This is a genomic window from Neisseria weixii (genome assembly GCF_042658245.1).
Lineage (GTDB): Bacteria > Pseudomonadota > Gammaproteobacteria > Burkholderiales > Neisseriaceae > Neisseria > Neisseria weixii.
In genome coordinates, this window is record NZ_JBHSPY010000001.1 from 1 (window position 1) to 26,050 (window position 26,050).

Genomic DNA, 26,050 nt, shown 5'->3' on the forward strand with positions numbered 1-26,050 from the left:
GCGGTGGCCGCGGATGTAACGGGTCTTTTGCCGGTTGGGCAGTTGTCCGGCGGGCTGCCAATCGGGCAGCCGGTTAATTTTGAGCAACGGGCAGCTGCCGGTATGTTTACCCGTCATGATTCGGGCTTGTTGGTGGAAGAAGCTGCTCATAAAAAAACGCCTCTGAATTCTTTAGGGGGAATTTAGGGGGAATTTAGGGGAGTTTTGGGGTTTTTGCAAAGGTCTCAGGATACATTGAGAGTAAAGGCGGTACGGTTGTGGCCGCTACTACATTGATGGGCAAGCCACACTCTGCTAAACTGGCTATTACCAAACCAACATTAGGCCAACTGCGTAAATTTGTCGGAAAAGACTTTGAAGCGTGGTGGGAACAGGAGTTCGGCTATGACTTATCGAAACTCACATAACCCAAAGTGCATTACATCAACAAAATCCAAAGTGCATTACATCAACAAACAAATCCATTGTCCAGGCGTTGACGTCGTCAGAGATGCAATCACTGCGCGAAGACTTGAAACAGTCCGTGATTCAGGCTCGTGAAATTATTGCGCGGACACCGCTTAAAGTGGATTTCCGTAAAGTTATTTAAATCGGGCCGTCTGAAGCTCTCAGACAGTTTTTTCTTGCCCGTGAACTCAACACAAAAAGAAACCTTTCACCTACAACAAGGCCGTCTGAAATTTTCAGACGGCCTTTCGAATACATATATACTTCCGACAAATTAATCGGCGAATTGTTTTTTCATTCGCTCGCGACGCTCTTGCGCTTCGACAGACAATGTTGCGGTTGGACGCGCCAGCAAACGTTTCAAACCGATTGGTTCACCGGTATCAGTACAGAAACCATAATCTCCTTCGTCAATGCTGCGGATGGTGGCTTGTACTTTTGCTAAAAGCTTACGCTCGCGGTCGCGCGTGCGCAATTCTAGAGCGTATTCTTCTTCTTGCGTTGCACGGTCGGCAGGGTCGGGAGCGGATTCGTGTTCTTGCAGATGGCTGGTGGTGACCGTTGCGTTTTGAATCAACTCATCCTGCATTTTCACAAGCAACTCCCGGAAGAATGCCAATTGGTCGGCATTCATGTAGTCATCTTCCGGACCATCCCAGTTTAAAATGTCTTGTTCTGTCAGCTTTGCCATAATAATTTCTTTCTCTAATAATCGGAAACTTTTGTTTCTGCCCACAACCGCTTATTTTTTATTCATTTTTGAAAGGTTTTGCTTTCAAAAGTGCCGTATCATAACATGTTTTTTTCGATGCGTTACGCTCGACTGGCCGCTTTGCACTTTTTTGCATTTTAATAACATGTTTTTGGCATAAAACGACATCACTCTGCTTTTATTGCAAATATTCTGCAAAATACGGATTATCGAAGCAACCACAAATTTACGCTGCTGACCAGTTTAGGCAAAAAATCGACCAACAAAAACCACAGCACCAACGCCACTATACTGCCGGAAAAGTCATAACGGCCAATGCGCAAAAATGCAAACGGGCGCGACACCGGTTCAAAAATGCGCTGCAACACCGCAACCAACGGCGAATAGGGGTTTTGGAAACTGAGCAGCATACGGATAATCAGGCCAAACAGTAAAACATAGGCTGCTGCTTTCAATATACCAATCAATGCAAAAATAAAATTCGCCGCCATGATTTTGCCGCTGATGCCGCCGGGTAGCTCCACCCACGTCATCACCATATAAACAGTGTAATAAACCAGTAATCCGGCCAACAGGCAGGCTGTATCCCAACGACCAACAGCGGGGGCGACTTTGCGTAAGGGATTGACCAGCCACTCGGTGGTTTGGCGACAAAATGCAGCCAGCTGATGATGGGCGTCCAGTTTCGCCCAATGCAACAGGCAGCGCGCCACCATCACAATCACCAAACCATCTGCCAGCAGTAACAATAAATCGGCTTTCATATTTTCAGACGGCCTCGAATTGTTGTGAAATTTCTTGCGAACGGGCAACACATGCTTCTACCCCTTCGGCAATGGATTCGGTGACGCCGTGTTTGTCGAACACATGATAGGCTTCTATGGTGGTGCCGCCTTTCGACGTCACACTTCGGCGCAAATCCTCAAACGAGGCGCCGCTTTGTTCGGCCAACTCGGCCGCACCTTTGAATGTCGCCAAGGTCAAACTGCGGGCTTGCTCGGTATTAAAGCCTTGTGCCAGCGCGGCTTGTTGCAAAGCATTCAGCAGATAAAACACATAGCCGCTGCCGCTGCCGCTGATACCGGTGATGGCATGCATTTGTGCTTCCTCATCGAGCCACACGGTTTGGCCGACGGCGCGCATGATGGCATCGGCAGTTTGTTTGTCTGCTTCACCCGCTTCTTCGGCAGCGTACATGCCGGTAATGCCTAAACCGATTTGGCTCGGCAGATTGGGCATGGTGCGTACAATGCGGCGGTTGCCTTGCAGATAACGGCTTAACGTTTCGATGCTCAAACCGGCGGCGACCGACAGCACTAATGCACCGTTGGTTTGCACACCTTCGCACGCAGCCTGCATGTCTTGCGGCTTAACCGCCAACACCAGCACGTCTTTTTCAGACAATGGCGGCAGTTTCTCTGATACGCTGACACTCAACTCCTTGGCCAAACGTTCGCGCTTTTCCGCACCACGGTTGGCGATATGTACCTGATAACCGCCCTGCTTCACCAAACTGCCGGCAATCGCCGCCGCCATATTGCCGCCGCCTAAAAAAAATACCTTCATATTGCCTGCCTTCCGTCACTCTATCTAGATGATATGTTTTGGCCGTCTGAACATAAATTCATCGGTTTTCAGACGGCCTTTCTTTATTTACTGTAACCGCGTTGGCCGAAAATCGCGCTGCCTATTCGCACATGCGTTGCCCCGCACTCCACCGCAATCCGCATATCGCCCGACATACCCATCGACAACACGTCCGCCTTCACACCTGCTGCGTTCAAATCCGCCAATAACTGCCGCATGGTCGCAAATTGTCGGCGCAACTCCTCATCATTACTGCCGGCCTTGGCCACACACATCAAACCGCGCACCTCAATATTCGGCAATTTCGCCACTTCCACCGCTAAGGCTACCGCTTCTTCGGGCGGTACGCCGTGCTTGGCTTCTTCGGCGGCGATGTTCACCTCAATACACGCTTGCAGCGGTGGCATTTCAGACGGCCTTTGATTGCTGATGCGCTGCGCGGTTTTCAGACGGCCTACCGTGTGCAGCCAGTGCGCGCGCTCGGCAACATATTTGGTTTTATTCGATTGCACATCGCCGATGATGTGCCACACGATGTCGGGCAAATCGGCGAGCGCTTGCGTTTTGCCATACCATTCCTGAATGTAGTTTTCACCGAAGTCGCGCTGTCCGGCAGCATATATTTCGCGGATGTCTTCGGCCGGAAAGGTTTTACTTACCGCCACCAGCCGCACCGATTCTTTCAGACGACCCGCTGCTTCCGCGGCTTGGGCAAGATCGCGCAAAACGGTTTGATAATGTTGTTGCAATCCCGACATGATTCTTTCCTTTATCCGGCCAATTGCGGCCTTTTTGCAAAATTTACTTGGTTGAACGATATTATGTATTTAAAATAAACCGATTTACTATTCTAAACCAATAAGGCCACATTATGCAGATTACAGACTTACTGGCATTCGGCGTGAAAAACAAAGCGTCCGACCTTCACTTAAGCTCGGCAATGTCCCCGATGATTCGCGTTCACGGCGACATCCGCCGCATCAACTTGCCGGAAATGGATGCCGAAGAAGTCGGCGCCATGGTGACTTCGGTGATGAACGACCATCAGCGCAAACTGTATCAGCAGGATTTGGAAGTCGATTTTTCGTTTGAATTGCCCAATGTCGCGCGTTTCCGTGTGAACGCATTCACCACCGAGCGCGGCCCTGCGGCGGTGTTCCGTACCATTCCCAGCAGCGTATTGACTTTAGAAGAATTGCGCGCACCGCGTGTTTTCCAAAAAATCGCCGAAAACCCGCGCGGTTTGGTGTTGGTCACCGGCCCGACCGGTTCGGGTAAATCGACCACTTTGGCAGCGATGATCAACTACATCAACGAAACCCAGCCGGCGCACATTCTAACCATTGAAGACCCGATTGAGTTTGTGCACCAAAGTAAAAAAGCCCTGATTAACCAGCGCGAACTGCACCAGCACACCCACAGCTTTCACAATGCGCTGCGTTCCGCCCTGCGCGAAGACCCCGATGTGATTCTGATCGGTGAGATGCGTGACCCTGAAACCATCAGCTTAGCCTTGACCGCTGCCGAAACCGGCCACTTGGTCTTCGGCACGCTGCACACCACCGGCGCGGCCAAAACCATCGACCGTATCGTCGACGTGTTTCCTGCCGGCGAAAAAGAAATGGTGCGCTCGATGCTGTCGGAATCCTTGCGCGCTGTAATTTCTCAAACCCTGCTGAAAACACGCGACGGCAACGGCCGTGTGGCAGCGCATGAAATACTGATCTCCACACCGGCCGTGCGCAACCTGATCCGCGAAAACAAAATCGCGCAAATCCAATCCGCACTGCAAACCGGCCAATCACACGGCATGCAGACGCTTGACCAAGCGCTGCAAAACCTGTTGCGCCAAGGCACCATCAGCCACGAAGTGGCCCGCAGCAAAGCGCAAAACAGCGATACAATGATTCTTTAATCTATGTTTCAGACGGCCTTTCATCTCAAGGCCGTCTGAAAAGACAATGGAAAAACCATGCACGACAATAATCCCTTACACGACCTGCTTTCCGAAATGGTGCAGGCATATTCGCAAAAAAACCAAGCCCCGCATATCCCAACACCGGCCGAAATCGGCACACACCTGCATCCTTTGCTTGACCGCATGTGCGTCGAAGCGGAAAACCGCAAAGCATCAGATATTTTCATCAGTGCCGGTTTCCCGCCATCAATGAAAGTCAGCGGCGTGTTGACCCCTGTGCCGCACAAAGCCCTGACCGGTGAAGAAACGGCGCAAATCGCCGAATCCACCATGAATACCGAGCAGCTGGAGGCCTTCAACCGCGAATGGGAACTCAACTATTCGGTGCAATCGCGCAGCAACACGCGCTACCGTGTCAATGCGTATCACGAACAAGGCCGCGTCGGCTTGGTATTGCGCCGCATCAACCAAGAAATTCCCGAAATGGAAGTTTTGGGTCTGCCGGAAAAAACGAAAGATTTGGCACTCGCCCCACGCGGCCTGCTGATTTTGGCCGGCCCGACCGGTTCGGGTAAATCGACCACCATGGCATCGATGCTCAACTACCGAAACAACAAAATACCCGGCCACATCGTGACCATCGAAGACCCGATTGAGTTTATCTACAAACCGCGCCGCTGCATTTTCACCCAGCGCGAGATCGGCATTGACACACCGGATTGGCAAACCGCCATCCAAAATGCCATGCGCCAAGCACCTGATGTGGTGTGTATCGGTGAAGTGCGCAGCGCAGAGAGTATGGAGTACGCCATGCAGTTGGCACAAACCGGCCACTTGTGCGTGTTCACCATTCACGCCAACAGCGCATCGCAAACCATCGAGCGCATCATCAACTTCTATCCGGAAGAGCGTCAAAAACAAGTGCTGATGGACTTGGCTTTAAACCTGACCGGCATCATCGGCCAGCGTTTGGCAATTAAGAAAAACCGCACCCAGCGCACCGCCGCCATCGATTTGCTGCTCAACACGCCCGCCATGCAGGACTTGATTTTCAAAGGCGGGCTGATGGAAATCCGCGACTTAATGGATCGCTCCTCAAACGACGGCATGCAGACTTTCGACCAACATTTGTTCAATCTCTACACCCAAGGCCACATCGAATACGACGAAGCCTTGCGCCAGGCTGATTCGGCCAACGATTTACGGCTGCGCATCCAATTGCACGAAGAAGGCAGCGAACCGGAACGCTTATTTGACCGCATTAACGATCTGAATTTGATGTAAGTATTGAGCGGAACAATCAATAAACAGGCTGAGGCTTTTGTAAAACTCCGGATTTGAGTACAGTTCGAAGTTAGCGCAGCACATAAACGCAGACATCCATAAATATAGGCAAGCCTCGAGCAGCTCATAACAAAGAAATGTGCCAAAGATGGATTTGCAAAAGTCTCGGCAGGCCGTCTGAAAGATTGAAACTTTCAGACGGCCTGAAAACTTTATCGTTTCCTATCAGTTAACGCTGGGTTTCTCATAGTGAATTTATTCCAAAACAGATTTTGTCTAGAATAACGGTTTAAAACACACACCTTTCAGTTGAACAACACAAGCCCTACTTGTTTGTTTTATCCTCCCGGCACTGCTCGGGATTTTTTTCCTGCCGCTTCGGTATATCCTGCCGATTCCTGCTAAAATCCTGTTATTTCACCTTATGCCCGCATCATCATGAACACCCTGCCGCTCAAGCCGTTGATTATGACGTCGCTGCCTGTGTTTATCAGCGTTCTCATTGCCGCCACCAACGTTTGGTATATCGACATGCCCGCACTGGCGATGCCGTTTGTATTGGGCATCATCGCCGGCGGCTTGGTCGATTTGGATAACCGCTTGACAGGCCGTCTGAAAAACATCGTGATTACGGTGATATTGTTCACCATCGCATCTTTATCCGCGCAACTCACACTCGGCACCGGCTGGCCTTTTATCGCCGCGATGACCGCGATGACGTTTTTCTTCACCCTGTTGGGCGCGGTCGGCCAACGCTACCGCACCTTTGCTTTCGGTTCACTGGCAGTAGCAACCTACACCTCGCTGACCTACACGCCGGAAACCTTTTGGCTGACCAATCCGCTGATGATTTTATTGGGCACGGTGTTATACAGCACCTGCACGCTGGTTTTCCAGATGATGTTTCCCCATCGTCCGGTGCAGGAGCGCGTGGCCGATGCTTATGAAAGCTTGGGCGATTATTTCGATGCCAAGGCTGACTTTTTCGATCCTGACGAAGCCGCATGGCTGGGCAACCGCCAAATTGACTTGGCCATGCGCAACACCGGCGTGATTGCCGCCTTCAACCAATGCCGCGCCGCGCTGTTTTACCGTATGCGCGGCCAACACCGCCACCCGCGCACCGCCCGCATGCTGCGCTATTACTTTACCGCGCAAGACATTCACGAACGCATCAGCTCGGCACACGTCGATTACCGCGAGTTGGCCGACAAGTTGAAAAACACCGACCTGATTTTCCGCATCCACCGCCTGTTGGAAATGCAGGGACAGGCCTGCCGCAATGTGGCCGGCGCTTTGAGCAGCGGCAAAGACTACCATTACAGCAAACGCCTCGGCCGCGCAATGGAAGGCTGCCGCCAATCCTTGCAATGGTTTTCAGACGGCCACCCTGACAGCCATGAAGTCCACAACATCCGCCAACTGCTGAATAATTTAAGCAGCGTCGATCACCAACTCAAGCAATTGGAAAACAGCGACAATCATGCCGCATTCGAAGGCGAATCCGACATCACCCGCATCGCTGCCGTAGAAAGCCACAACGGTTTGAAACACGTTTGGCAAAGCGTGAAAAGCCAATTGAATTTAGAATCCACCGTGTTCCGCCATGCCGTGCGCCTGTCGCTGGTGGTGGCCGTGGCCTGCGGCGTGGTCGAAATCCTCAACCTCAATCTCGGCTATTGGATTTTGCTGACCGCGCTGTTTGTGTGCCAGCCCAACTACTCCGCCACCAAAAACCGTGTTTACCACCGCATCGCCGGCACGATTTTGGGCGTGGTGGTCGGCTCGTTGGTGCCTTATTTCACACCGTCGGTGGAAACCAAATTGTGGATTGTCATCGTCTGCACCACCCTGTTTTTCATGAGCCGCAGCTACAAATACAGCTTCTCGACCTTCTTCATTACCATCCAAGCGTTAACCAGCTTTTCCTTGGCCGGGCTTGATGTTTACGCCGCCATGCCGTGGCGGGTTATCGACACCATCATCGGCTCGGTGATGGCGTGGGCAGCGGTGTCGTATCTGTGGCCGGACTGGCGTTATCTCACGCTCGGCCGCACAGCCGCGCTGGCGGTATCCGGCAACGGTGCCTATCTGGATAAAATTCTCGAGCAACTGCAACACGGCGGCAGCGACGACATCAACTACCGCACCGTGCGCCGGCAAACCCACGAACGCATTACCGCACTGAGCAGCACCCTGTCCGACATGAGCAGCGAGCCGGACAAATACGGCAGCAAACTTTCAGACGGCTTCAATCTGCTGAAAACCAATTATGCGCTGACCGGCTACATTTCCGCACTCGGCGCCTACCGCAACGAAATGGCGCAGGAAACCGATCCGGCCTTTACCGCCGCGTTCTACCAAACCGCCCGCCAAATCGCCGCGCTGTTGAAACATATGCCGCAGCAAACCTCCGCCGGTTTTCAGACGGCCTTAACCCGACTGCTGCACAACTTGGAAGCCTTGCGCAATCTCACCGCCGACCGCCAAAGCCATATCCTTTGGCAGCAACTGAGCCTGATTGCCCGCCAACTTCAACCGTGTTACCACGCCTTGCACCATCAGGCCGAAGCGGCCGAAGCGGAACCTGCTCCAGCAATGACTACGTCTTAAAATCAAAGGCCGTCTGAAAAATTTAACCCTTTCAGACGGCCTGAGACCTTTGCTTATCTAAACTGCTCTAAACTTATCTTTCCGCCCTTTCCGCCGACCGCTCATGGCGTTTCTGCTAAAATACGCCTTTCCCCATTAACGGAATACCACATACCCATGCACGCCATCGATATCCGCCATGCCGTCAAAACCTATGCCAACGGTTTCACCGCCCTGAACGACGTTTCCTTTACGGTCGGACAAGGCGAATTTTTTGCGCTGTTGGGATCGAACGGTGCGGGCAAAACCACGCTGATTTCCGCCATGGCCGGACTCAACCGCCTGACTTCAGGCAGCATCAGCGTAATGGGCTACGATGTGGTCAAAGAGCCGCAAGGCGCGCGCATGAGTTTGGGCGTGGTGCCGCAGGAATTGGTATTTGACGCGTTTTTCACCGTGCGCGAAGCACTGCGTTTCCAATCGGGCTATTTCGGCATCCGCAACAATGATGCGTGGATAGACGAAATCATCGACAGCCTCGGTTTGAGCGACAAAGCCAACACCATCACCCGCAACCTTTCCGGCGGCATGAAGCGGCGCGTGATGGTGGCGCAAGCTTTGGTGCATCGTCCGCCGGTGATTGTGTTGGACGAGCCGACCGCCGGCGTCGATGTCGGGCTGCGACAAAGCCTTTGGGCATTCATCGAAGGCCTCAACCGCCAAGGCCACACCATCATTCTGACCACGCATTATTTGGAAGAAGCGCAAAACCTGTGCAACCGCATCGCCATGATGAAGCAGGGCCGTTTGGTGGCGTTGGATTTGACCGAGCATTTATTGCATGCCGAACAAGGCGTGCGCGTGGCGCTGCAATTGTCCGCGCCGCTGCCTGCTGCTTTGCAGCCTTGGCTGATGGGTGAACAAGACGGCAATCTTTTGCTGAAACTAGACGATTACAACCGTCTTGGCGAAGTATTGGCCACGCTGAAAAGCGCGGGCATTAAGGTGTTGCACATGACGCTGCCGGAAACGGATTTGGAAGATGTGTTTGTGAAGCTGACGCGTTGAGGCCGTCTGAATCTTTCAGACGGCCTTTGTTTATTCTAAAAAATCAATCTTTTAATTTTTCTACCAAGCCCACACCTACGCCGTGAATGCCGACATGCACCGCCACTGCCGGTGACACCGGTACACCGTCGCCCAAGCGCAGGCCGGTTTTTTGGTGGAAGCGGTTGGCAAATTGCTGATAGGTTTCTTTGTCGCCGCTATACAAACCGGCCAACACAAAATCCTGCGTCGGTTTATCCGCCATCTGTTTTTGCGTGTAGGCAATCACTGAATCAAACATTTCTTCATCGCTGCCCACCGTTTCCAAGCGCGACAGTTTGTCTTCGGAAAAATGCAAAATCGTGCGCAAACCCAGCCAATCGCTGAAACGCGCACCCAAACGCGACAAGGTGCCGTTGAGCGACAAAGATTGCATCGAGCGCAGGCCGAATACGATGTGGCTATTCGGCTTCAAGCGTTCCAAATAAGCCACGACTTCTTCTGCCGTTTTGCCTTCTTCCAGCAAACGCATGGCTTCGAGCGCGAAAAAACCTTCCGGCATGCAGCAGCTGCCGGTATCAACCACGTAAATCTGCAATTGTGGAAAATCGGCCACCAAGGCGCGGATGATTTCGGCCGAATCGCTGAGTTTATGGCTCAATGTGGTGATGATGACTTGCTGATAGCCTTGTTTGATTAAATATTGAAAGGTATTGCGCAATAAATCCTGCGGCGGCGGCGCGGTGGCAACATTGTCATCTAAATGGTTTTGTCGCCACGCACAATAATCGCGGTTGTCGATTTCGATGCCGTCGGCAAACTGACGCGTGCCCAAATCGATGCGCAACGGCAAAATCTGCACCAAGCTGTCGCGATCCAACACTTCCCCCAGCGAACCGGTCGACGTGGACATCACCGCGCAGCGGTAAAGCGAATACGAACTTGACATAATGTCTCCCTACAATCACCCAAACAACTATAAAAACATAAAACAAATGGTCTAAATTTATGATAAACGGTATTATTCACGATGTCTATCTTTTCTTTATTCATTATTACGCATTTATTCAAATAACATAACCATTGTGGGTAAAAGGCCTTTGCAAAATTCCAGATTTGAGTACAGCCCGAAGTATAGCGGATTAACTTAATTTTAGACACAAGGCAGCAAATCGAAGACATTACAAGTAGTACGGCAAGGCGCAGCAACGCCGTAGCGAAAGTTAAGTTAATCCGCTATAGAACAAGACTCATCACTAAAGATAGGCAGGCTTTCGGGCAGCACGGCACCAAAGATGGAGATTTTGCAACGAAGGTCTCGGCTAGGGATTATTTTGCCCCTTTTTCAGACGGCCTGATTTCTTTTTTGCCACAATCGTTTACAATAAACCCCGATCTTTCCATTAAAAAGAGCACGTTCATGCAAAAAATTACCCTGGTTGCCGCCTACGCCGAAGCGCGCTGCATCGGCATCAACAACACCATGCCGTGGTATTTGCCGGAAGATTTTGCCTTTTTCAAACACTACACCAGCGGCAAACCGGTGGTGATGGGGCGCAAAACATGGGAATCCTTGCCGAGAAAACCTTTACCCGGCCGCCGCAACATCGTTATCAGCCGCCAAGCCGGTTATGTAGCCGAAGGGGCGGAAGTGGTGGCGAATTTGGACGGCGCATTGGCTTTGTGTACCGATGCACCTGAAATCATCATCATGGGCGGTGCGCAGATTTATGCCCAAGCCCTGCCGCTGGGCACGGATTTGCGCCTGACCGAAGTGGCTGTGCAGGTTGCCGGCGGTGATGCGTTTTTCCCTGAATTTTCCACCGATGAATGGCAGGAAACTGCCCGCGAATCACACACCAGCGCCAAAGGTATAGCTTATGCGTTTGTGCATTATCAACGCCGATAATCATATCCGCATGACAAAAAAAATGCCGTCTGAAACCGGTTTCAGACGGCATTTTTTTATGTTTTATCCAAACACGCAAAGCCAAGTGTGCAATAAAGATACATACGCGAATGTAAATATAATTTTCAAAATGATTTCTCTAATTTTTCACTTTTACCGCCATACCGTATTGTTCAGACGGCCTGAGACGTTTCAAAATCAGCTTGTTTTTCAGACAGCTAAACAGAATCGCTACATTCCGGAAAATAATCACGTCTCCAACATTATTTGCCAACCCGCCACAATTACAAACGTTAAACTACCGCCAAAAAGCGTAATCCGAAAGCAAAACCGCTTGCAGGCCGTCTGAAACACCACGATACTGAACCCATCGGAAACAACAGGCAACCGCCGCCCGTTTTCCCCTTTTTCTTTGCTTGAAGGAGCAACCATCATGAAAAAAACTTTATTGACCTCTTTGATTTTGACCGCCGCCGCTGCGGCTACTGCCGCCCCGTTCAATACTTACAACTCCGGCACCTTTACCGGTACCGCCGTTGAAATCGGTGCGGGCGCAACCAAAAGCGATGTGAAAAACAGCAATTTGGACGAAGAATACAAAGCCGATATGGCGATTCGCGGTAATCACAACGTGCAATTCGGCGACAGCAACTGGATCGGAGGCGCCGAAGTGGCCGTGAAACCGTTGCACCGTACTGTCGGCAGCAGCGCAGCCGGTGACGTGAAACAAAAAGCCGATGCCAGCGTGTCTTATGTTCAAGGCTACCGCCTGACCGATGACGTGATGGCTTACGGTAAAGTCGGTTACCACTACGGTAAATTCGAAGGTCCTTACGACTCTAAGAAAAACATGAACGGCATAGGTTACGGCGTCGGCGTGAAATATGCAGCGACCCCGAATATTGAGCTGGGCGCCGAATGGGAGCAAACCCGCTTTAAGAAAGACGACACGAAAATCAACAACAACGGTGTGATGGCTACTGTTGCTTACCGCTTCCGTTAATCTTCATGTTTAAATCGGTTTAAATACAGTAGCTTGAAAGGCCGTCTGAAATGATTCAGACGGCCTTTTGTTTGATATAAATCATTCTGAGACCTTTGCACAATTCCCAATAAAACGAAGTTGCTTAAATTCAAGACGGATTCCCGCCTTCACGGGAATGACGGTTCGCCTATGTGGCCGGGCGATAAAGGATTTTGCAAAGGTTTTTATATTAATAATACTGGCGATACGATTGCGCCGCTTTCAGCCAACCGAAATCCTGCTGCATGGCACGCGCGCGCATGGCCGCCCACAAAGCCGGTTCCGACCACGCATACAGCGCGGCGTTGAACGCATTCGTCAGGCCATGCACATCAGGCGCGTCGAACACGAAACCGGTGGCTGCCTTGCTTTCACCGAAACCCGTCACGGTATCGGCCAAGCCGCCGGTGCGGCGCACCAAAGGCAGGGTGCCGTATTTCAGGCCGTAAAGCTGGGTCAGGCCGCATGGTTCGAAACGGCTCGGCACCAAAATTACGTCACCGCCGCCAATCAAACGGTGCGCCAATATTTCGTCGTAACCGATGTGGACGCCCACACGCTCGGGATAGCGTTGCGCCAATTCGCTAAACGCCTGCTCCAAGGCCGGCGCGCCACTGCCCAGCAAGGCAAACTGCATGGACGCATCTTCAGCAAGTTTGACATGCAAAGCCTCCAGCAGAAAATCCGCACCCTTCTGCTCGGTCAGACGCGATACCATCACACACAACATGGCATCGGCATCATTTTTCAAACCGAAATGCTGCTGCAAAGCGGCTTTGTTAGCGGCTTTGCCTTCTGCCACATTATCCAGGCCGTATGAAGCGGGCAAAGCCGGATCGTTGGCCGGATGCCAAATGCTTTCGTCCACACCGTTGAGTATGCCGCTCAATCGGCCTTGATTGCGCCGCTGTTGCAACAAGCCTTCCATGCCGTAAGCGGATACGGTGATTTCCTGCGCATAGGTCGGGCTGACGGTGGTGATGTGGTCGGCGTAATACAAACCGGCTTTGAGAAACGAAATTTGTCCGTTAAATTCCAAGCCTTCGGGCTGATACATGTCCCACGGCAGCCACAAATCCGCCATATGGCACGCCTCAAACAAGCCTTGGTAGGCGATGTTGTGGATGGTGAACACGGTTTTCACCTGCCATGCCCCCCATGATTTCAAATACGCCGCAGCCAAACCGGCCTGCCAGTCGTGTGCGTGCAGCACATCCACCCCGCTCCAAAACGGATCGGCACCGCATGCCACCGCCGCAGCCGCCCAACCGAGCAGGCCGAAACGCACGACATTATCGGGATAATCGCGGTAATGGCCGTCGTGATAAGGGTTGCCGTCGCGGTCGTACAAATGCGGCGCATCAATCAGATAAAGCCCCAAGCCCTGATACTCGGCAAAGCGAATCACTGCATAACCGCCCGGGCTGTCGCAACGGAACACTTCAGATGTAAACGGAATCTGTTCGCGGATTCGGCGGTAGTAAGGCAGAATCACGCGCACATTGTCGCCGTTTTGCTGCTGCGCAAACGGCAGCGCGCCCAATACATCGGCCAGACCGCCGGTTTTCAATAAAGGATAAAGCTCAGACGCTGCATGCAGGATATTCATAGTATTCCTAAATCAAGGCTGGAATTCGGATTATAGGGTTATCAAGGCTCAGACGGCATGGTTGAGGCCGTCTGAAAATGGTTCAGACGGCCTCAAATTTTACTTAAATGCCCATACCATCGGCAAATTTATTCAAGGCTTTGACACGTTTTTCCAACATATCCGGTGTGACCAACACCACGCTGCCACCCGAACTTACGCGGAAAAACTCGGCATCTTTGTCCGGATTGACACCGATTTGCATGCCGTCCGGAATCTCGCAGGCGCGTTCGATGATGCAATTGCGGATAACGCAATTTTTGCCGATTTTCACCTGCGGCAGAATCACCGACTGCTCAATCACCGAACCTTCGTTGACGGTGACGCGTTCAAATAAAACCGACGAGCTGATTTCGGCATCGGTAATCAAGCAACCGCCGCTGATCATCGAATTGTCGATGGTGCGCTCGTGTTGGTGTTTGTAGAAAAATTTGCTCGGCATCGACTGCGACGGCAAACCGCGTATCGGCCATGACCGGTCGAACAAATTCAGTTGCGAATATTCGGCCACCAAATCCATGTGCGCGCCCCAATAGCTGTCGAGCGTGCCGACATCGCGCCAGTAAATGCTGCCCTCGGCGTTGCGCCCCATGCACGAGCGTTCAAACGGATGCGCATATAATACGCCGTCTTGCAGCGCTTTCGGAATGATGTCTTTGCCGAAGTCGTGACTGGTATGGTCGAGCTTGACCTCACGCTCCAGCGTTTCGTAAAGGTAATCGGCATCAAACACATAAATACCCATCGAAGCCAGCGACGAATCCGGTTTCTCACGCATGGCCGGCGGATTTTCCGGTTTTTCCACAAACGCCTGCACCTTTAAATGCTCGTCTACCGCCATCACACCGAATTCTTTGGCTTCGCTGCGTTTCACTTCAATCGAACCGATGGTGCATTTGGCGCCGCGCGAAATATGGTCGCGGATCATCTGCATATAATCCATCTTGTAAATGTGGTCACCCGCCAAAATCAACACATATTTCGGCTTGTAATGCTCTTTCATCAAGGCGACGTTTTGCCACACCGCGTCAGCGGTGCCGCGATACCACATGTTTTCATCCACTTGTTGGCGCGCAGGCAGCATATCGACGAAGTAACCGCGTTCACGCGGCATAAAAGACCATGCGTGCTGTAAATGGCGCAGCAGCGAATGGGCTTCGTATTGGGTAATCACGCCGATTTTGAACAGGTTGGAATTGAAGCAGTTGGACAGCGTAAAGTCGATGATGCGCCAGTTGCCGCCGAAATAGACGGCCGGCTTGGCGCGGCGGTCGGTCATTTCCCACAAACGCGAACCGCGGCCGCCGGCCAGAATCAACACCAGCGTATTATCGGCGATATCAACAGTATTCAAAGGACGCTCGAGGCTATAGGCCCGGGGGACAAATTCTTGTGCCATGATGATTGTTTCTCCTGTGATTGAATCAGGTTATCAAACGGTAAATTTCTCTTGGTATTGCGATTGTTTGCCGATGAATGTTTAACGCACCGGCTGAAACGGCTTGTATTTATTACGGCAGCTGCTTCAGTTTTATTACAGCAAAAAGCGGCAGCGGGTCGGAATGCCATCAAATGATGGTAATCCAAAACCCAAGCTGCCGCCTGTACAAAGCGCAAATAAAATCTGATATTTATGTTAAATTAAGTAAAACAGGGAAATCTGTATGCCAAAACCTTATACCTTTGCGCATGGCCGATATTTTTATGCGGTTTCCACATCATTGGTCGCCGGTCGCGGCACGATGTGTATATCGCGCTGCGGAAATGGAATATTAATGCCCACTTCGCGCAGATTTCCCACCACGTTCTCATATAAATCGCATTGAAAGCCCCACCAATCGGCTTCAGTCGTCCACGCCCACAAGGTGATTTCAATGGCGTTGTCGCCCAAACCGGTCACCTGCACAGTGGCGGGCTTCTCGGTTTGAATACATTTCGGATGCTCCGTCGCCGCACGCAATACCGCCGCCTTAGCAGCTTTCAAATCACAAGCATAATCCACGCCCACCAACACTTGCGCGCGCCATTGCGGCAGCGAAGATTTATTGGTGATGCTGTTACTCATTACCACGCTGTTGGGCAAAATCACTTCTTCATTGGCATAAGTGCGCAGCGAAGTTTGTACCATTTTGATTTCGCTCACATAGCCTTCAAAGCCGTTGACTTTAATATAGTCGCCCACTTTAAACGGACGGAACAAAATAATCAGCGCACCGGCAGCGAAGTTGGATAATTGATCTTTCAGCGACAGAGCAATCGCCAAACCTGCACCGCCAACCAAGGCCGTTACCGATGTAGTCGGCACGCCCAGTTTGCCCAGCGCGGCGATGATTACCATAATCAGCAGACCGATGTTAGCGACGTTGCCCAAAAAGCTTACCAAGGTTAAATCGACTTTGGCTCGGGTCAGTGCTGCTTTCATCAGTTTCACGATATAGGTCGTCAACCAGCGGCCGATCACGAAAATCGCCGCCGCAGCCAGTAGATTCAGGCCGAAATCCATGCCGTTTTCAGCCAAGCGATCCCAGCTTTTCAAGCTGAAAAGCTGCTCGAAAGTGAATTTGTCAAAATTCATGGTTTATCCTTGTATGAGTTTGTTAGGTTTCAGACGGCCTGAGACCTTGCAAAACCCCGGATTTGAGTACAGTTCGAAGTGAGAGCAGAACAGAAAGCGCAGACATATCACAAAGACAGGCAAGCTTTCGAGCAGCGCCTCACCAAGAAATGTGCCAAAGAAGGGGAGTTTGCAAAAGTCTCAATCTTATTAACGGCGCAACTTCCAACCCGAATGCAACACCGCCAACACCAGCGCACCCAATGCGGCCACTGCCGCACCGACCACCGCCAGCGATAGCCACGGCGAGGTGTCGCTTACGCCGAAAAAGCCGTAGCGGAAGCCGTCAATCATGTAAAACACCGGATTAAAATGGCTGACCGTACGCCAAAACTCCGGCAGGCTGTTGATGGAATAAAACACGCCCGACAAAAACGTCAGCGGCATGATGAGAAAATTTTGGAACATGGCCAACTGGTCGAATTTTTCCGCCACAATGCCCGCCATCAGGCCGAGTATCGCCATCATGGCCGAACCCAGCAGGCCGAACACCACAATCCAACCCATATGATGCGGCATAGGCAAACCGAACGGCGCGGTTACCGCGACAACACCCAAACCGACCAGCAAACCGCGCACCACCGCCGCGCCGACATACGCGCCGAAAAAGGATAACGTGGACAAAGGCGGCAGCAGGATAAACACCAAATTGCCCGACAGGCGCGACTGAATCAGGCTGCTGGAAGCATTGGCAAACGCATTTTGCGCCATGCTCATCATTGCCAAGCCCGGAATCAGAAACGCGTTATACGCCACATCGGGCAAGGCTTCGACATGGCGGCCGATGGCATGTGAAAAAATCAGTTGGTACAACAGCGCGGTGAGCATGGGCGCCCCCAAAGTTTGCAGGCCCACTTTCCAAAAACGCAGAATTTCTTTTTTGAATAAGGTATAGAAACCGATCATGATGAGTGTTCGTGTGTGGTATGAAGTCGAAAGGCCGTCTGAAAATGAAGGGCTTCAGACGGCCTATATGTTATCGGCAGTATTTTAACATATTAAACATGGCCGCTTAAAATGATTGCTCCATCTTATTTTAATGTCATGCCGCTAGGCAAACAGTTGCCCCACTGCCCACAAACTGCCATCATCTTGCTTTTTCCGCCGCGAGTCCGCCATGAATGCGCCTGTTTGGCTTTTCGACCTCGACAACACATTACACAACGCCGATGCCGGCATTTTCCTGCTCATCAATCACGCCATGACCGATTATCTGGCAGGCCGTCTGAACCTTTCCCATGACGAAGCGTCTGCCATCCGCGAAGACTATTGGCACCGCTACGGCGCAACTTTGGCCGGATTGCAAATCCATCATCCCGAAATCGACATTGTCGAATTTCTGACCCAAAGTCACCCCATGCCGCAGATTTTAGAAAAATTAACACCCATCGAACGAACTCAAACCCTTTTAGGCCGTCTGAAAGGGCGCAAGGCAGTGTTTTCCAACGGACCGTCGTTTTATGTGCAGGCGGTTATCGAAAATTTGGGCATCCGCTCATATTTTAATCTGCTTGCCGGCACTGACGATTTCGGTTTTCTGTATAAGCCCAACCGTCAAGCCTACCTGACCGTCTGTCAGCTACTTGAAACGAAAACGCAAAATTGCATTATGGTAGACGATAACGCGGATAACCTTTACGCTGCCAAACAACTGGGGATGCGCACCGCATGGTTCGGCCGCAAAGCCCGTGATTTGCCCTTTGTCGATTGCACCGCACACGACATGGCCGCGCTGGAAAACTGGGCGGCGCAGCAAGGCTGGCTCGAGGCCGTCTGAAGCGTGTAAAACCCTATGATTCCTTATCTAAATTCATTACAATAAACAGATATTCTCAACAAGGAAAAAGACATGCGTTACCTAGCAATGATTTTGGCGTTAACCGCACTGGCCGGCTGCACATGGGAAACCTACCAAAAAGCCGACGGCAGCACTGCCCTGCGTCAAAAATACGAAAAAGGCACCCGCGTTTACTACCAGGACGGTTCTTATTCGCGCAACATGAATTACAACCAATACCGCCCCGAGCAACGCGCCGTAAAGCCTGAAATGCAACAACATCAAGATGTCCACGGCACCAAATGGGGCAGCCAAACCGGCGAAGCCGACTCTGCCGCCGCCGAATAATCCTCATGCCGTCTGGACATGACATCCATCGTTTCAGACGGCCTGAGGCCTTTGCAAATCCCTATCTTTGGCGCATTTTTCTTCGTTACGCGCCGCTCGAAAGCTTGCCTGTCTTCATGATATGCCCACGCTTTCTGTGCTGCGCTAACATCGAACTGCACTCAACCGGGATTTTGCAAAAGTCTCTGCTTTCCACATTCAATCATTACCCCGAACGGAAAAACAATAATGAGCCAAACTCCTTTACATATCGTGATTCTTGCTGCGGGCAAAGGCACCCGTATGTATTCCAAAATGCCGAAAGTGCTGCACGAAGTCGGCGGCAAACCGATGGTTGCCCGCGTGATTGACGTAGCCGCCACACTGAATCCGCAAAACATCTGCGTGGTTATCGGCCACGGCAAAGAGCAGGTTTTGGAAAAAGTGAAACGCGATGTGGTGTGGGTAGAACAAACCGAGCAGCTCGGCACCGGCCACGCCGTAAAAATGGCCTTACCGCACCTGCCTGCCGAAGGCCGCACTTTGGTGCTGTACGGCGACGTGCCGCTGACCGACACCGCCACTTTGGAAGCGCTGTTGGCTGCTGCCGGTGACGAAGTCGGCCTGCTGACCGACGTATTGGACAACCCGACCGGCTACGGCCGCATCATCCGTGAAGACGGAAAAGTGGTGGCGATTGTCGAAGAAAAAGATGCCGATGCCGCGCAAAAAGCCGTCAAAGAAACCAATACCGGCATTTTGGTGCTGCCTAATGCCAAACTTGAAGGCTGGCTGGGCAGCTTGTCCAGCAACAACGCGCAGGGCGAATATTACCTGACCGACCTGATCGCCTTGGCCAATTCAGACGGCATCGCCGTGCATCCGGTGCAAGTGCGCGCATCTCATTTGGCCGCCGGCGTGAACAACAAAATGCAATTGGCCGAATTGGAACGCATTTTCCAAACCGGTCAAGCACAAGAATTGCTCAAAGCAGGCGTAACCCTGCGCGACCCTGCACGCTTTGATTTACGAGGCCGTCTGAAACACGGCCAAGACGTGGTGATTGATGTCAACGTGGTAATGGAAGGCGATGTGGAAATCGGCGACAACGTAGAAATCGGCGCCAACTGCGTGATTAAAAACGCCAAAATCGCCGCCAACACCAAAATTGCCGCCTTCTCTTCATTGGAAGATTGCGAAGTGGGCGAAAACAACGTCATCGGCCCTTACGCGCGTTTGCGCCCGCAAGCCAAATTAGCCAAAGATGTGCATATCGGCAACTTCGTCGAAGTGAAAAATTCCATCATCGGCGAAGGCACCAAAGCCAACCACCTGACCTACATCGGCGATGCCAGCGTCGGCCGCAAAACCAATTTCGGTGCCGGCACCATCATCGCCAACTACGACGGTGTCAACAAACACAAAACCGTCATCGGCGACGAAGTACGCATCGGCTCCAACAGCGTGCTGGTTGCGCCCGTCACGCTGGGCAATAAAGTCACCACCGGTGCCGGCAGCGCGATTAACAAAAACGTAGCCGACGGGCAACTCGCCATCGCCCGCGCCCGCCAAACCATTGTTGAAGGCTGGGTGCGCCCGGAAAAAGGCGATAAAAAATAAGCCGCTCTTTAGGTTTCAGACGGCCTGATACCTTTGTAAAGCTTCAGATTTGAGTACAGTTCGAAGTTAGCACAGCACAAAAGCGCAGACATATCATGAAGATAGGCAAACTCTCGAGCAGCGCACAACGAAGAAATGTACCAAAAATGAAGATTTTGCAAAGATCCCGATTAGGGGCCGTCTGAAACCCTGCTGCTCGGTTATTCATCTTCATTAAGGGGATGCGTATAAAATTCCATATCGGTTCCATCATTATTCTGATTTGCGGCCTGTGCGCCCTGATTCCCGGCCTGATGGTTTTGCTTGGTATGGGCGGATGGGTGCATGAAGTGCTCGACCAGCCCATCGGCGGCATCGCTTTGCTCGCCATCGGCTTGTGTGGCGTGTTGGCGGCGGTGTTCCGTTTACTGGTGAAATTTCTGACCCAGCGCGAACACGACAACCACCCCGAGAAATAACCGGTCGACAACCAAGGAAACCCAATATGAACATCCGCACTTTACTCGCGCTCACGGCAGCCACGCTATTGTGGCAATCCGCAGCCGCCGCAACCATCACCGAAACTTATGATGACCCTGAACGCGGCCAAGTAGTGCGCACCACCACGACGGTGGACGAACCCGGTTTCAAAAGTCGCACGGTCACCGAAAAATCTTCATTAGTGCAGCAACTCACGCCGCAACAACAGGCAAAGCTTGTCGAAGCCGTGACCCAATGGACCGGCGGCGTACTTCAAAACAGCCTGCATTCCAGCAAACTTTTTAGCGGGCTGGCGAAAGCCAACGGCGTGCCGTTTGACGATGATGCGTTTCAAAAGCAGGCCGATGAAGCAGCGGCGTTTTTGAAATCAGGTGCAGGTCAGGCCGTGATGAAAAAAAATCTCGGTGTAATGATGAACATGCTGCCGCAGCTGGAAGCCGCGTCACAACAAATGATGCAGCAGATGGAGCAACACAACCGCGCCTTACAGCAACAATTCGACAGCCTGTTTCGCGAATAAACAGGCCGTCTTAAATTTCCCTCCGCGGCCTGCCCAAAGCAGGCCAAACCGCCATGCCGTTAAAGCTGAAACGCGACCTTGAAGCAAGGCCCAATATACTTGCTTCATCGCCCGTGATACGGTGTGGTTTTATTTAAACTCTTGATACTAAGGAACTTATATGTGCGGTATCGTCGGCGCGCTGCGCGCCAATCATAATGTCGTCGATTTTTTAACCGACGGCCTGAAACGCTTGGAATATCGTGGTTACGATTCTTCAGGCATTGCCGTTCACACCGGTGAACGAATCCGCCGCGTGCGCCGTGTCGGCCGCGTACAATTAATGGAAGATGCTGCTAAAGAAAAAGGCATCCACGGTCATTTGGGTATTGGCCACACCCGTTGGGCAACCCACGGCGGCGTGACCGAGCCAAACGCGCATCCGCACATTTCAGGCGGCATGATTGCCGTGGTGCACAACGGCATCATCGAAAACTTTGAAGCCGAGCGCGAGCGTCTGCAAGGCTTGGGTTATGTGTTTGAATCGCAAACCGATACCGAAGTGATTGCCCACTGCGTGAATCACGAATACAGCCAAAACGGCGGCAATCTGTATGAAGCCGTTCAAGCGGCGACCAAAAATTTCCACGGTGCGTATGCGATTGCGGTGATTTCGCAAGAAAATGATAAAGAAATGGTCGTGGCACGCATGGGCTGCCCATTGTTGGTGGCCTTTGGCGACCAAGAAACCTTCATCGCTTCCGACGTTTCTGCCGTGATTGCCTTTACCCGTAAAATCTCTTACTTGGAAGACGGCGACATTGCCCTGCTCAACGCAGACGGCATTGTGAAATTAATCGACAAAACCGGCGCACCGGCCGAGCGCCAAGTGAAAGTATCCGAATTGTCGCTGGCTTCTTTGGAGCTGGGCCCATACAGCCACTTCATGCAAAAAGAAATCCACGAGCAACCGCGCGCGATTGCCGACACGGCAGAAGTGTTCCTTGACGGCGGTTTCGATCCGGAAAACTTCGGCGAAAAAGCACAAGAAGTGTTTGCCGACATCCACAGCATCAAAATTTTGGCCTGCGGTACCTCTTACTACTCTGCGCTGACCGCCAAATACTGGCTGGAAAGCATCGCCAAAATGCCGACCGACGTGGAAATTGCCAGCGAATACCGCTACCGCGACGTGATTGCCAACCCGAAACAATTGGTGATCACCATTTCCCAATCCGGCGAAACGCTCGATACCATGGAAGCGCTGAAATACGCGCAATCTTTGGGGCAACACCACAGCCTGTCGATTTGCAACGTGATGGAATCCGCCCTGCCGCGTGAAAGCGAATTGGTACTCTACACCCGCGCCGGTGCCGAAATCGGCGTAGCTTCAACCAAAGCGTTCACTACCCAATTAGTCGTCTTGTTCGGCTTGGCCGTGACCTTGGGCAAACTGCGCGGTCACGTGACCGAAGAGCAGGCGCACGCTTATGTGGAAGAATTGCGCCAATTGCCGGGCAGCATCCAACATGTTTTGAACCTCGAGCCGCAAATCGCCGCTTGGGCGCAAAAATTCGCCAAAAAAGACAGCGCCTTATTCTTAGGCCGCGGCATTCACTACCCGATTGCCCTCGAAGGTGCGTTGAAGCTGAAAGAAATCACCTATATCCATGCCGAAGCTTACCCTGCCGGCGAATTGAAACACGGTCCGTTGGCATTGGTGGATGAAAACATGCCGGTGGTGGTGATTGCACCAAACGACATCTTGTTGGACAAAGTGAAAGCCAACATGCAGGAAGTCGGCGCGCGCGGCGGCGAATTGTTTGTGTTCACCGACCTCGACAGCCAATTCAACGAAGCCGAGGGTGTACACGTTATCCGCACCCCGCGCCACGTCGGCGTGCTGTCACCGATTGTGCACACCATTCCGGTGCAATTGCTGTCTTACCATGCAGCCTTGGCACGCGGCACCGACGTGGACAAACCGCGCAACTTGGCTAAATCGGTAACCGTAGAGTAATGGTTTAACCGTCTGAAAAGAGGCAAAAAAAAAATGCCGTCTGAAAAGTCTAATCTTTCAGACGGCATTTTTATATGAATTGAGACCTTTGCCAAACCCTAGATTTGAGTGCCGTTCAAAATTGTATAGCGGATTAACTTAACTTTCGCTATGGCGTTGCTGCGCCTTGCCTTACTACTTGTACTGTCTTCGACTTGCTGCCTTTGGCCTTTGTATCGAAGTAATGAAATCCGCTATAGCAGCACAGAAAGCTGAAAATAAGCAAGCTTTCGCGCGGCGCACAATGAAGAAATGTACCCAAAACAGGGATTTTGCAAAGGTCTCGAATTGCTTACGCCGAACTAAGCAAGGCATAAATCATTGATCCGATGTAATTGCCGAAAATATAGCCCGCCGTACCAATCACCAAAATCGGCCCCACCAATGCGCGCCAGCCGCGCCCGATAGCCAAAGCTGCCGCTGTGGTCGGGCCGCCGATATTGGCGTTACAGGCCAAAACCACTTCTTCAATGCTGTATTTGAACAACTTGCCCGCCGCAAGCGTCACCGCCAGATTCACCACCGCCACGGTTAGCGTGAACACAAACAATAAAGGCGCGTTTTGCAGAATCAGCGGAATCGAAGCCGGCACGCCAATTACCACAAAAAACAGAAAAATACAGTAAGTGCCCAATTCCTGACTGCCGTCGAGCTTGGCCATGCTGCGCGGCATCAGCGCAATCACGGCGAAGGTGAGCGTGGTCAGCAGCAGGTATTTGTCGGTCACCAAACTAATCAGCATTTCCGTGGCAATGTTGCTGCCGCTGCCCAACACACCTTTCAAAAACGCCGACACACTAAACGCCACCGCCACCAACAAAATCGATGCGCCCAATGATAAGGCGATACTTTGCAGCGAAATCGGTTTGGCACTCCAAAATGCCGCCGCCGGATTGGTGCCGCTGCCTTGCGATTCGGCATCGGCTTTGTCCTGAAACGGGCTGCCCCAAATGCGGCGCACGGCAGGTGCGGCAGCCAAACCGATAAGAATCAGGAAATAACAGGCCATCATCAGGTTGTCGGCCACGATGGTCGCAGCGGTTATGTCTTTGGCCGGCTCGAGCTTGGCGGTCATCGCCGCAAAATTGACGCCGCCGCCGGTATAGGAAGCGGAAATCATGCCGGCAATTTTATCCAACTCGGGAATGCGCCCGCGCAGTATGAAAAAGCCCAACACCGCGCCGATCATGGTGCCCGCCGAACTAATCAGAAACAGAAGCAGTAGGCGGCGGCTTTCTTTAAACACCGCGCGCAAATCCAATTGAAACAGCAATAAAGGAATCGCCAGCGGCACAATATAGCCCCACACCGCATCATAGACAGGCGCATCAGTCGGAATCAACCCGAGATTAGAGGCTGCCAGCGCAATCAGCAGCGCAATCACCGCCCCCGGCACTTTGGCTGCCCAGCGGAAATTCTGTTCGGCATACACCGCCGCCGCTGCCGTCAACATCACAAAAGCCCACAAAAGCAGATGGTTGTCGGCTGGGATAAGAGGTGTCATGATGTTTCTCCTTTTCTTCTCGTGATTATTTTGCTTTATCAAACAATGGTTTCAGACGGTCTATTCAATTCATACCGTCAAGTTTACCCAACCCGAGCCTTCTTCTTCGCCAGCACGCCAAACAGATACACCGCAATCCCCAGCCATACCCACGCATAACCGGTAAATTTTTGCAGGCTGAATGCCTCGCCGAACAAAGTCAGCCCCAAGAAAAACTGCATACTCGGCGACACGTATTGAATCATGCCCAAATCACTCATGGAAATGCGCTTGGCACCGGCGGCAAACAGCAACAGCGGCAACACCGTCACCACGCCCGACCCAATCAACAGCGCCAAAGGCAGCGGCGCCAAACTGCCGAACACCAAATTACCCTGTTGCGCCACCCGCAACAGATAGCCCGACGCAAACGGCACCAAAACCAGCGTTTCCAAGGTCATGCCGGTGAGCGCATCCAGCGGCGCGAATTTGCGCAACAGGCTGTACACACCGAAGCTGCCCGCCAACAGCAGCGATACCCACGGAATATGTCCCGCCGGCACCGCCAGCCACAAGATGCCGACCACCGCCAAGGAGATCGCCGACAGCTGCGTGCGGTTGAGCTTTTCTTTGAAAAACAGGAAGCCGAACAACACATTCACCAGCGGCGAAATAAAATAACCCAAGCTGGCATCGAGAATATGGTTATTGGTAATCGCCCACAGATAAACCAGCCAATTGAGCGAAATGGCAAACGCCGAGCCGACAAAAGTCAGCAGCAATTTGCGGTTGTGCACCGCCTGCCAAAGCGTGCCGAGCTGCCCTTTAACCACCAATACACCAAGTGCAAATACCGCCGACCAGCAAATGCGTTGTGCCAAAATCTGATCGGCGCCGATGGCCGTCCCGGTGATGGGATACCAATAAAGCGGAAAAATGCCCCAGATCAGGTAGCAGCCCAGCGCGTACAACAGGCCTTTACGATATTCGTCGGATTGGGTATTCATGAGATGTGTGTGTTCA

At 52.1% G+C, this 26,050-nt stretch carries 24 protein-coding genes; 13 read left to right on the forward strand and 11 right to left on the reverse strand.

Annotated features, from left to right (window positions below; all coding sequences use genetic code 11):
• The first annotated feature begins 257 nt into the window (after window positions 1–257).
• Window positions 258–407: a hypothetical protein gene (locus ACFPVS_RS00005; RefSeq protein ID WP_158608762.1), complete on the forward strand. Its 150-nt coding sequence runs from the start codon at window positions 258–260 to the stop codon at window positions 405–407.
• Between the two features lie 314 nt (window positions 408–721).
• Here ACFPVS_RS00005 and dksA read toward each other — a convergent pair whose 3' ends face one another.
• From dksA to ACFPVS_RS00025, 4 genes are all read right to left on the reverse strand, one after another.
• Window positions 722–1,138, reverse strand: coding sequence for an RNA polymerase-binding protein DksA (gene dksA, locus ACFPVS_RS00010; protein ID WP_123804298.1), 417 nt, complete (start codon window positions 1,136–1,138; stop codon window positions 722–724).
• A gap of 227 nt (window positions 1,139–1,365) precedes the next feature.
• A complete protein-coding gene (locus ACFPVS_RS00015; protein ID WP_378595036.1) occupies window positions 1,366–1,923 on the reverse strand; it encodes a YggT family protein in 558 nt (185 codons plus the stop codon).
• 4 nt (window positions 1,924–1,927) lie between these two features.
• Window positions 1,928–2,725: a pyrroline-5-carboxylate reductase gene (gene proC, locus ACFPVS_RS00020; RefSeq protein WP_378595038.1), complete on the reverse strand. Its 798-nt coding sequence runs from the start codon at window positions 2,723–2,725 to the stop codon at window positions 1,928–1,930.
• A gap of 83 nt (window positions 2,726–2,808) precedes the next feature.
• Window positions 2,809–3,504 (reverse strand): YggS family pyridoxal phosphate-dependent enzyme, encoded by a 696-nt coding sequence (locus ACFPVS_RS00025; RefSeq protein ID WP_378595040.1) that lies wholly within the window; start codon window positions 3,502–3,504, stop codon window positions 2,809–2,811.
• 113 nt (window positions 3,505–3,617) lie between these two features.
• On the opposite strand from ACFPVS_RS00025, the gene ACFPVS_RS00030 reads away from it, so the two are divergent.
• From ACFPVS_RS00030 to ACFPVS_RS00045, 4 genes are all read left to right on the forward strand, one after another.
• A complete protein-coding gene (locus ACFPVS_RS00030; protein ID WP_123804302.1) occupies window positions 3,618–4,661 on the forward strand; it encodes a type IV pilus twitching motility protein PilT in 1,044 nt (347 codons plus the stop codon).
• 57 nt (window positions 4,662–4,718) lie between these two features.
• The gene (locus ACFPVS_RS00035; RefSeq protein WP_123804303.1) at window positions 4,719–5,948 is read left to right on the forward strand and encodes a PilT/PilU family type 4a pilus ATPase; all 1,230 of its coding nucleotides are present in this window, start codon (window positions 4,719–4,721) and stop codon (window positions 5,946–5,948) included.
• A 438-nt stretch (window positions 5,949–6,386) separates the two neighbouring features.
• The gene (yccS, locus tag ACFPVS_RS00040; protein WP_378595043.1) at window positions 6,387–8,561 is read left to right on the forward strand and encodes a YccS family putative transporter; all 2,175 of its coding nucleotides are present in this window, start codon (window positions 6,387–6,389) and stop codon (window positions 8,559–8,561) included.
• A gap of 156 nt (window positions 8,562–8,717) precedes the next feature.
• Complete coding sequence (locus tag ACFPVS_RS00045) at window positions 8,718–9,608, forward strand: ABC transporter ATP-binding protein (protein ID WP_378595045.1); 891 nt, start codon at window positions 8,718–8,720, stop codon at window positions 9,606–9,608.
• 43 nt (window positions 9,609–9,651) lie between these two features.
• Here ACFPVS_RS00045 and ACFPVS_RS00050 read toward each other — a convergent pair whose 3' ends face one another.
• Window positions 9,652–10,536, reverse strand: a complete 885-nt coding sequence (locus tag ACFPVS_RS00050; protein ID WP_123804306.1) for a DegV family protein — start codon at window positions 10,534–10,536, stop codon at window positions 9,652–9,654.
• Between the two features lie 471 nt (window positions 10,537–11,007).
• On the opposite strand from ACFPVS_RS00050, the gene ACFPVS_RS00055 reads away from it, so the two are divergent.
• Together ACFPVS_RS00055 and ACFPVS_RS00060 are read left to right on the forward strand one after the other, a co-directional pair.
• Window positions 11,008–11,496, forward strand: coding sequence for a dihydrofolate reductase (locus ACFPVS_RS00055; RefSeq protein WP_123804307.1), 489 nt, complete (start codon window positions 11,008–11,010; stop codon window positions 11,494–11,496).
• A 433-nt stretch (window positions 11,497–11,929) separates the two neighbouring features.
• The gene (locus ACFPVS_RS00060; RefSeq protein WP_378595048.1) at window positions 11,930–12,499 is read left to right on the forward strand and encodes an outer membrane protein; all 570 of its coding nucleotides are present in this window, start codon (window positions 11,930–11,932) and stop codon (window positions 12,497–12,499) included.
• A gap of 211 nt (window positions 12,500–12,710) precedes the next feature.
• Here the strand turns inward: ACFPVS_RS00060 and glgA are convergent, their stop codons facing one another.
• From glgA to ACFPVS_RS00080, 4 genes are all read right to left on the reverse strand, one after another.
• Window positions 12,711–14,129, reverse strand: a complete 1,419-nt coding sequence (gene glgA, locus ACFPVS_RS00065) for a glycogen synthase GlgA (RefSeq protein ID WP_378595050.1) — start codon at window positions 14,127–14,129, stop codon at window positions 12,711–12,713.
• 103 nt (window positions 14,130–14,232) lie between these two features.
• Window positions 14,233–15,567, reverse strand: coding sequence for a glucose-1-phosphate adenylyltransferase (gene glgC, locus ACFPVS_RS00070; protein WP_123804311.1), 1,335 nt, complete (start codon window positions 15,565–15,567; stop codon window positions 14,233–14,235).
• Window positions 15,568–15,870: 303 nt separating this feature from the next.
• Window positions 15,871–16,743, reverse strand: a complete 873-nt coding sequence (locus tag ACFPVS_RS00075) for a mechanosensitive ion channel family protein (protein ID WP_123804312.1) — start codon at window positions 16,741–16,743, stop codon at window positions 15,871–15,873.
• Window positions 16,744–16,932: 189 nt separating this feature from the next.
• Window positions 16,933–17,688 (reverse strand): ABC transporter permease, encoded by a 756-nt coding sequence (locus ACFPVS_RS00080; protein WP_123804313.1) that lies wholly within the window; start codon window positions 17,686–17,688, stop codon window positions 16,933–16,935.
• A gap of 211 nt (window positions 17,689–17,899) precedes the next feature.
• Between ACFPVS_RS00080 and ACFPVS_RS00085 the strand changes: the two genes are divergently transcribed.
• From ACFPVS_RS00085 to glmS, 6 genes are all read left to right on the forward strand, one after another.
• On the forward strand, window positions 17,900–18,559 hold the full coding sequence (locus tag ACFPVS_RS00085; RefSeq protein ID WP_378595053.1) for a pyrimidine 5'-nucleotidase: 660 nt from the start codon (window positions 17,900–17,902) through the stop codon (window positions 18,557–18,559).
• Window positions 18,560–18,631: 72 nt separating this feature from the next.
• Window positions 18,632–18,907, forward strand: coding sequence for a spore cortex protein (locus tag ACFPVS_RS00090; protein ID WP_095502716.1), 276 nt, complete (start codon window positions 18,632–18,634; stop codon window positions 18,905–18,907).
• Between the two features lie 228 nt (window positions 18,908–19,135).
• Window positions 19,136–20,506: a bifunctional UDP-N-acetylglucosamine diphosphorylase/glucosamine-1-phosphate N-acetyltransferase GlmU gene (glmU, locus tag ACFPVS_RS00095; RefSeq protein WP_123804316.1), complete on the forward strand. Its 1,371-nt coding sequence runs from the start codon at window positions 19,136–19,138 to the stop codon at window positions 20,504–20,506.
• A gap of 221 nt (window positions 20,507–20,727) precedes the next feature.
• On the forward strand, window positions 20,728–20,964 hold the full coding sequence (locus ACFPVS_RS00100; protein WP_123804317.1) for a hypothetical protein: 237 nt from the start codon (window positions 20,728–20,730) through the stop codon (window positions 20,962–20,964).
• A 26-nt stretch (window positions 20,965–20,990) separates the two neighbouring features.
• Window positions 20,991–21,506 (forward strand): hypothetical protein, encoded by a 516-nt coding sequence (locus ACFPVS_RS00105; RefSeq protein ID WP_123804318.1) that lies wholly within the window; start codon window positions 20,991–20,993, stop codon window positions 21,504–21,506.
• Window positions 21,507–21,666: 160 nt separating this feature from the next.
• Window positions 21,667–23,505, forward strand: a complete 1,839-nt coding sequence (gene glmS, locus ACFPVS_RS00110) for a glutamine--fructose-6-phosphate transaminase (isomerizing) (RefSeq protein WP_123804319.1) — start codon at window positions 21,667–21,669, stop codon at window positions 23,503–23,505.
• Window positions 23,506–23,836: 331 nt separating this feature from the next.
• On the opposite strand, the gene ACFPVS_RS00115 is transcribed toward glmS, so the two are convergent.
• Window positions 23,837–25,048 carry a DUF819 family protein gene (locus ACFPVS_RS00115; protein WP_378595057.1) on the reverse strand — a complete coding sequence of 404 codons (1,212 nt, stop codon included), beginning with the start codon at window positions 25,046–25,048 and terminating at the stop codon, window positions 23,837–23,839.
• Window positions 25,049–25,131: 83 nt separating this feature from the next.
• On the reverse strand, window positions 25,132–26,034 hold the full coding sequence (gene rarD / locus ACFPVS_RS00120) for an EamA family transporter RarD (protein ID WP_123804321.1): 903 nt from the start codon (window positions 26,032–26,034) through the stop codon (window positions 25,132–25,134).
• Window positions 26,035–26,050 lie beyond the last annotated feature (16 nt).

What these genes read in the sequence shown, in the direction of transcription:
- dksA (WP_123804298.1), bottom strand. Translation starts at nt 1,138, where the DNA reads ATGGCAAAGCTGACAGAACAAGACATTTTAAACTGGGATGGTCCGGAA.
- ACFPVS_RS00015 (WP_378595036.1), bottom strand. Translation starts at nt 1,923, where the DNA reads ATGAAAGCCGATTTATTGTTACTGCTGGCAGATGGTTTGGTGATTGTG.
- proC (WP_378595038.1), bottom strand. Translation starts at nt 2,725, where the DNA reads ATGAAGGTATTTTTTTTAGGCGGCGGCAATATGGCGGCGGCGATTGCC.
- ACFPVS_RS00025 (WP_378595040.1), bottom strand. Translation starts at nt 3,504, where the DNA reads ATGTCGGGATTGCAACAACATTATCAAACCGTTTTGCGCGATCTTGCC.
- ACFPVS_RS00030 (WP_123804302.1), top strand. Translation starts at nt 3,618, where the DNA reads ATGCAGATTACAGACTTACTGGCATTCGGCGTGAAAAACAAAGCGTCC.
- ACFPVS_RS00035 (WP_123804303.1), top strand. Translation starts at nt 4,719, where the DNA reads ATGCACGACAATAATCCCTTACACGACCTGCTTTCCGAAATGGTGCAG.
- yccS (WP_378595043.1), top strand. Translation starts at nt 6,387, where the DNA reads ATGAACACCCTGCCGCTCAAGCCGTTGATTATGACGTCGCTGCCTGTG.
- ACFPVS_RS00045 (WP_378595045.1), top strand. Translation starts at nt 8,718, where the DNA reads ATGCACGCCATCGATATCCGCCATGCCGTCAAAACCTATGCCAACGGT.
- ACFPVS_RS00050 (WP_123804306.1), bottom strand. Translation starts at nt 10,536, where the DNA reads ATGTCAAGTTCGTATTCGCTTTACCGCTGCGCGGTGATGTCCACGTCG.
- ACFPVS_RS00055 (WP_123804307.1), top strand. Translation starts at nt 11,008, where the DNA reads ATGCAAAAAATTACCCTGGTTGCCGCCTACGCCGAAGCGCGCTGCATC.
- ACFPVS_RS00060 (WP_378595048.1), top strand. Translation starts at nt 11,930, where the DNA reads ATGAAAAAAACTTTATTGACCTCTTTGATTTTGACCGCCGCCGCTGCG.
- glgA (WP_378595050.1), bottom strand. Translation starts at nt 14,129, where the DNA reads ATGAATATCCTGCATGCAGCGTCTGAGCTTTATCCTTTATTGAAAACC.
- glgC (WP_123804311.1), bottom strand. Translation starts at nt 15,567, where the DNA reads ATGGCACAAGAATTTGTCCCCCGGGCCTATAGCCTCGAGCGTCCTTTG.
- ACFPVS_RS00075 (WP_123804312.1), bottom strand. Translation starts at nt 16,743, where the DNA reads ATGAATTTTGACAAATTCACTTTCGAGCAGCTTTTCAGCTTGAAAAGC.
- ACFPVS_RS00080 (WP_123804313.1), bottom strand. Translation starts at nt 17,688, where the DNA reads ATGATCGGTTTCTATACCTTATTCAAAAAAGAAATTCTGCGTTTTTGG.
- ACFPVS_RS00085 (WP_378595053.1), top strand. Translation starts at nt 17,900, where the DNA reads ATGAATGCGCCTGTTTGGCTTTTCGACCTCGACAACACATTACACAAC.
- ACFPVS_RS00090 (WP_095502716.1), top strand. Translation starts at nt 18,632, where the DNA reads ATGCGTTACCTAGCAATGATTTTGGCGTTAACCGCACTGGCCGGCTGC.
- glmU (WP_123804316.1), top strand. Translation starts at nt 19,136, where the DNA reads ATGAGCCAAACTCCTTTACATATCGTGATTCTTGCTGCGGGCAAAGGC.
- ACFPVS_RS00100 (WP_123804317.1), top strand. Translation starts at nt 20,728, where the DNA reads ATGCGTATAAAATTCCATATCGGTTCCATCATTATTCTGATTTGCGGC.
- ACFPVS_RS00105 (WP_123804318.1), top strand. Translation starts at nt 20,991, where the DNA reads ATGAACATCCGCACTTTACTCGCGCTCACGGCAGCCACGCTATTGTGG.
- glmS (WP_123804319.1), top strand. Translation starts at nt 21,667, where the DNA reads ATGTGCGGTATCGTCGGCGCGCTGCGCGCCAATCATAATGTCGTCGAT.
- ACFPVS_RS00115 (WP_378595057.1), bottom strand. Translation starts at nt 25,048, where the DNA reads ATGACACCTCTTATCCCAGCCGACAACCATCTGCTTTTGTGGGCTTTT.
- rarD (WP_123804321.1), bottom strand. Translation starts at nt 26,034, where the DNA reads ATGAATACCCAATCCGACGAATATCGTAAAGGCCTGTTGTACGCGCTG.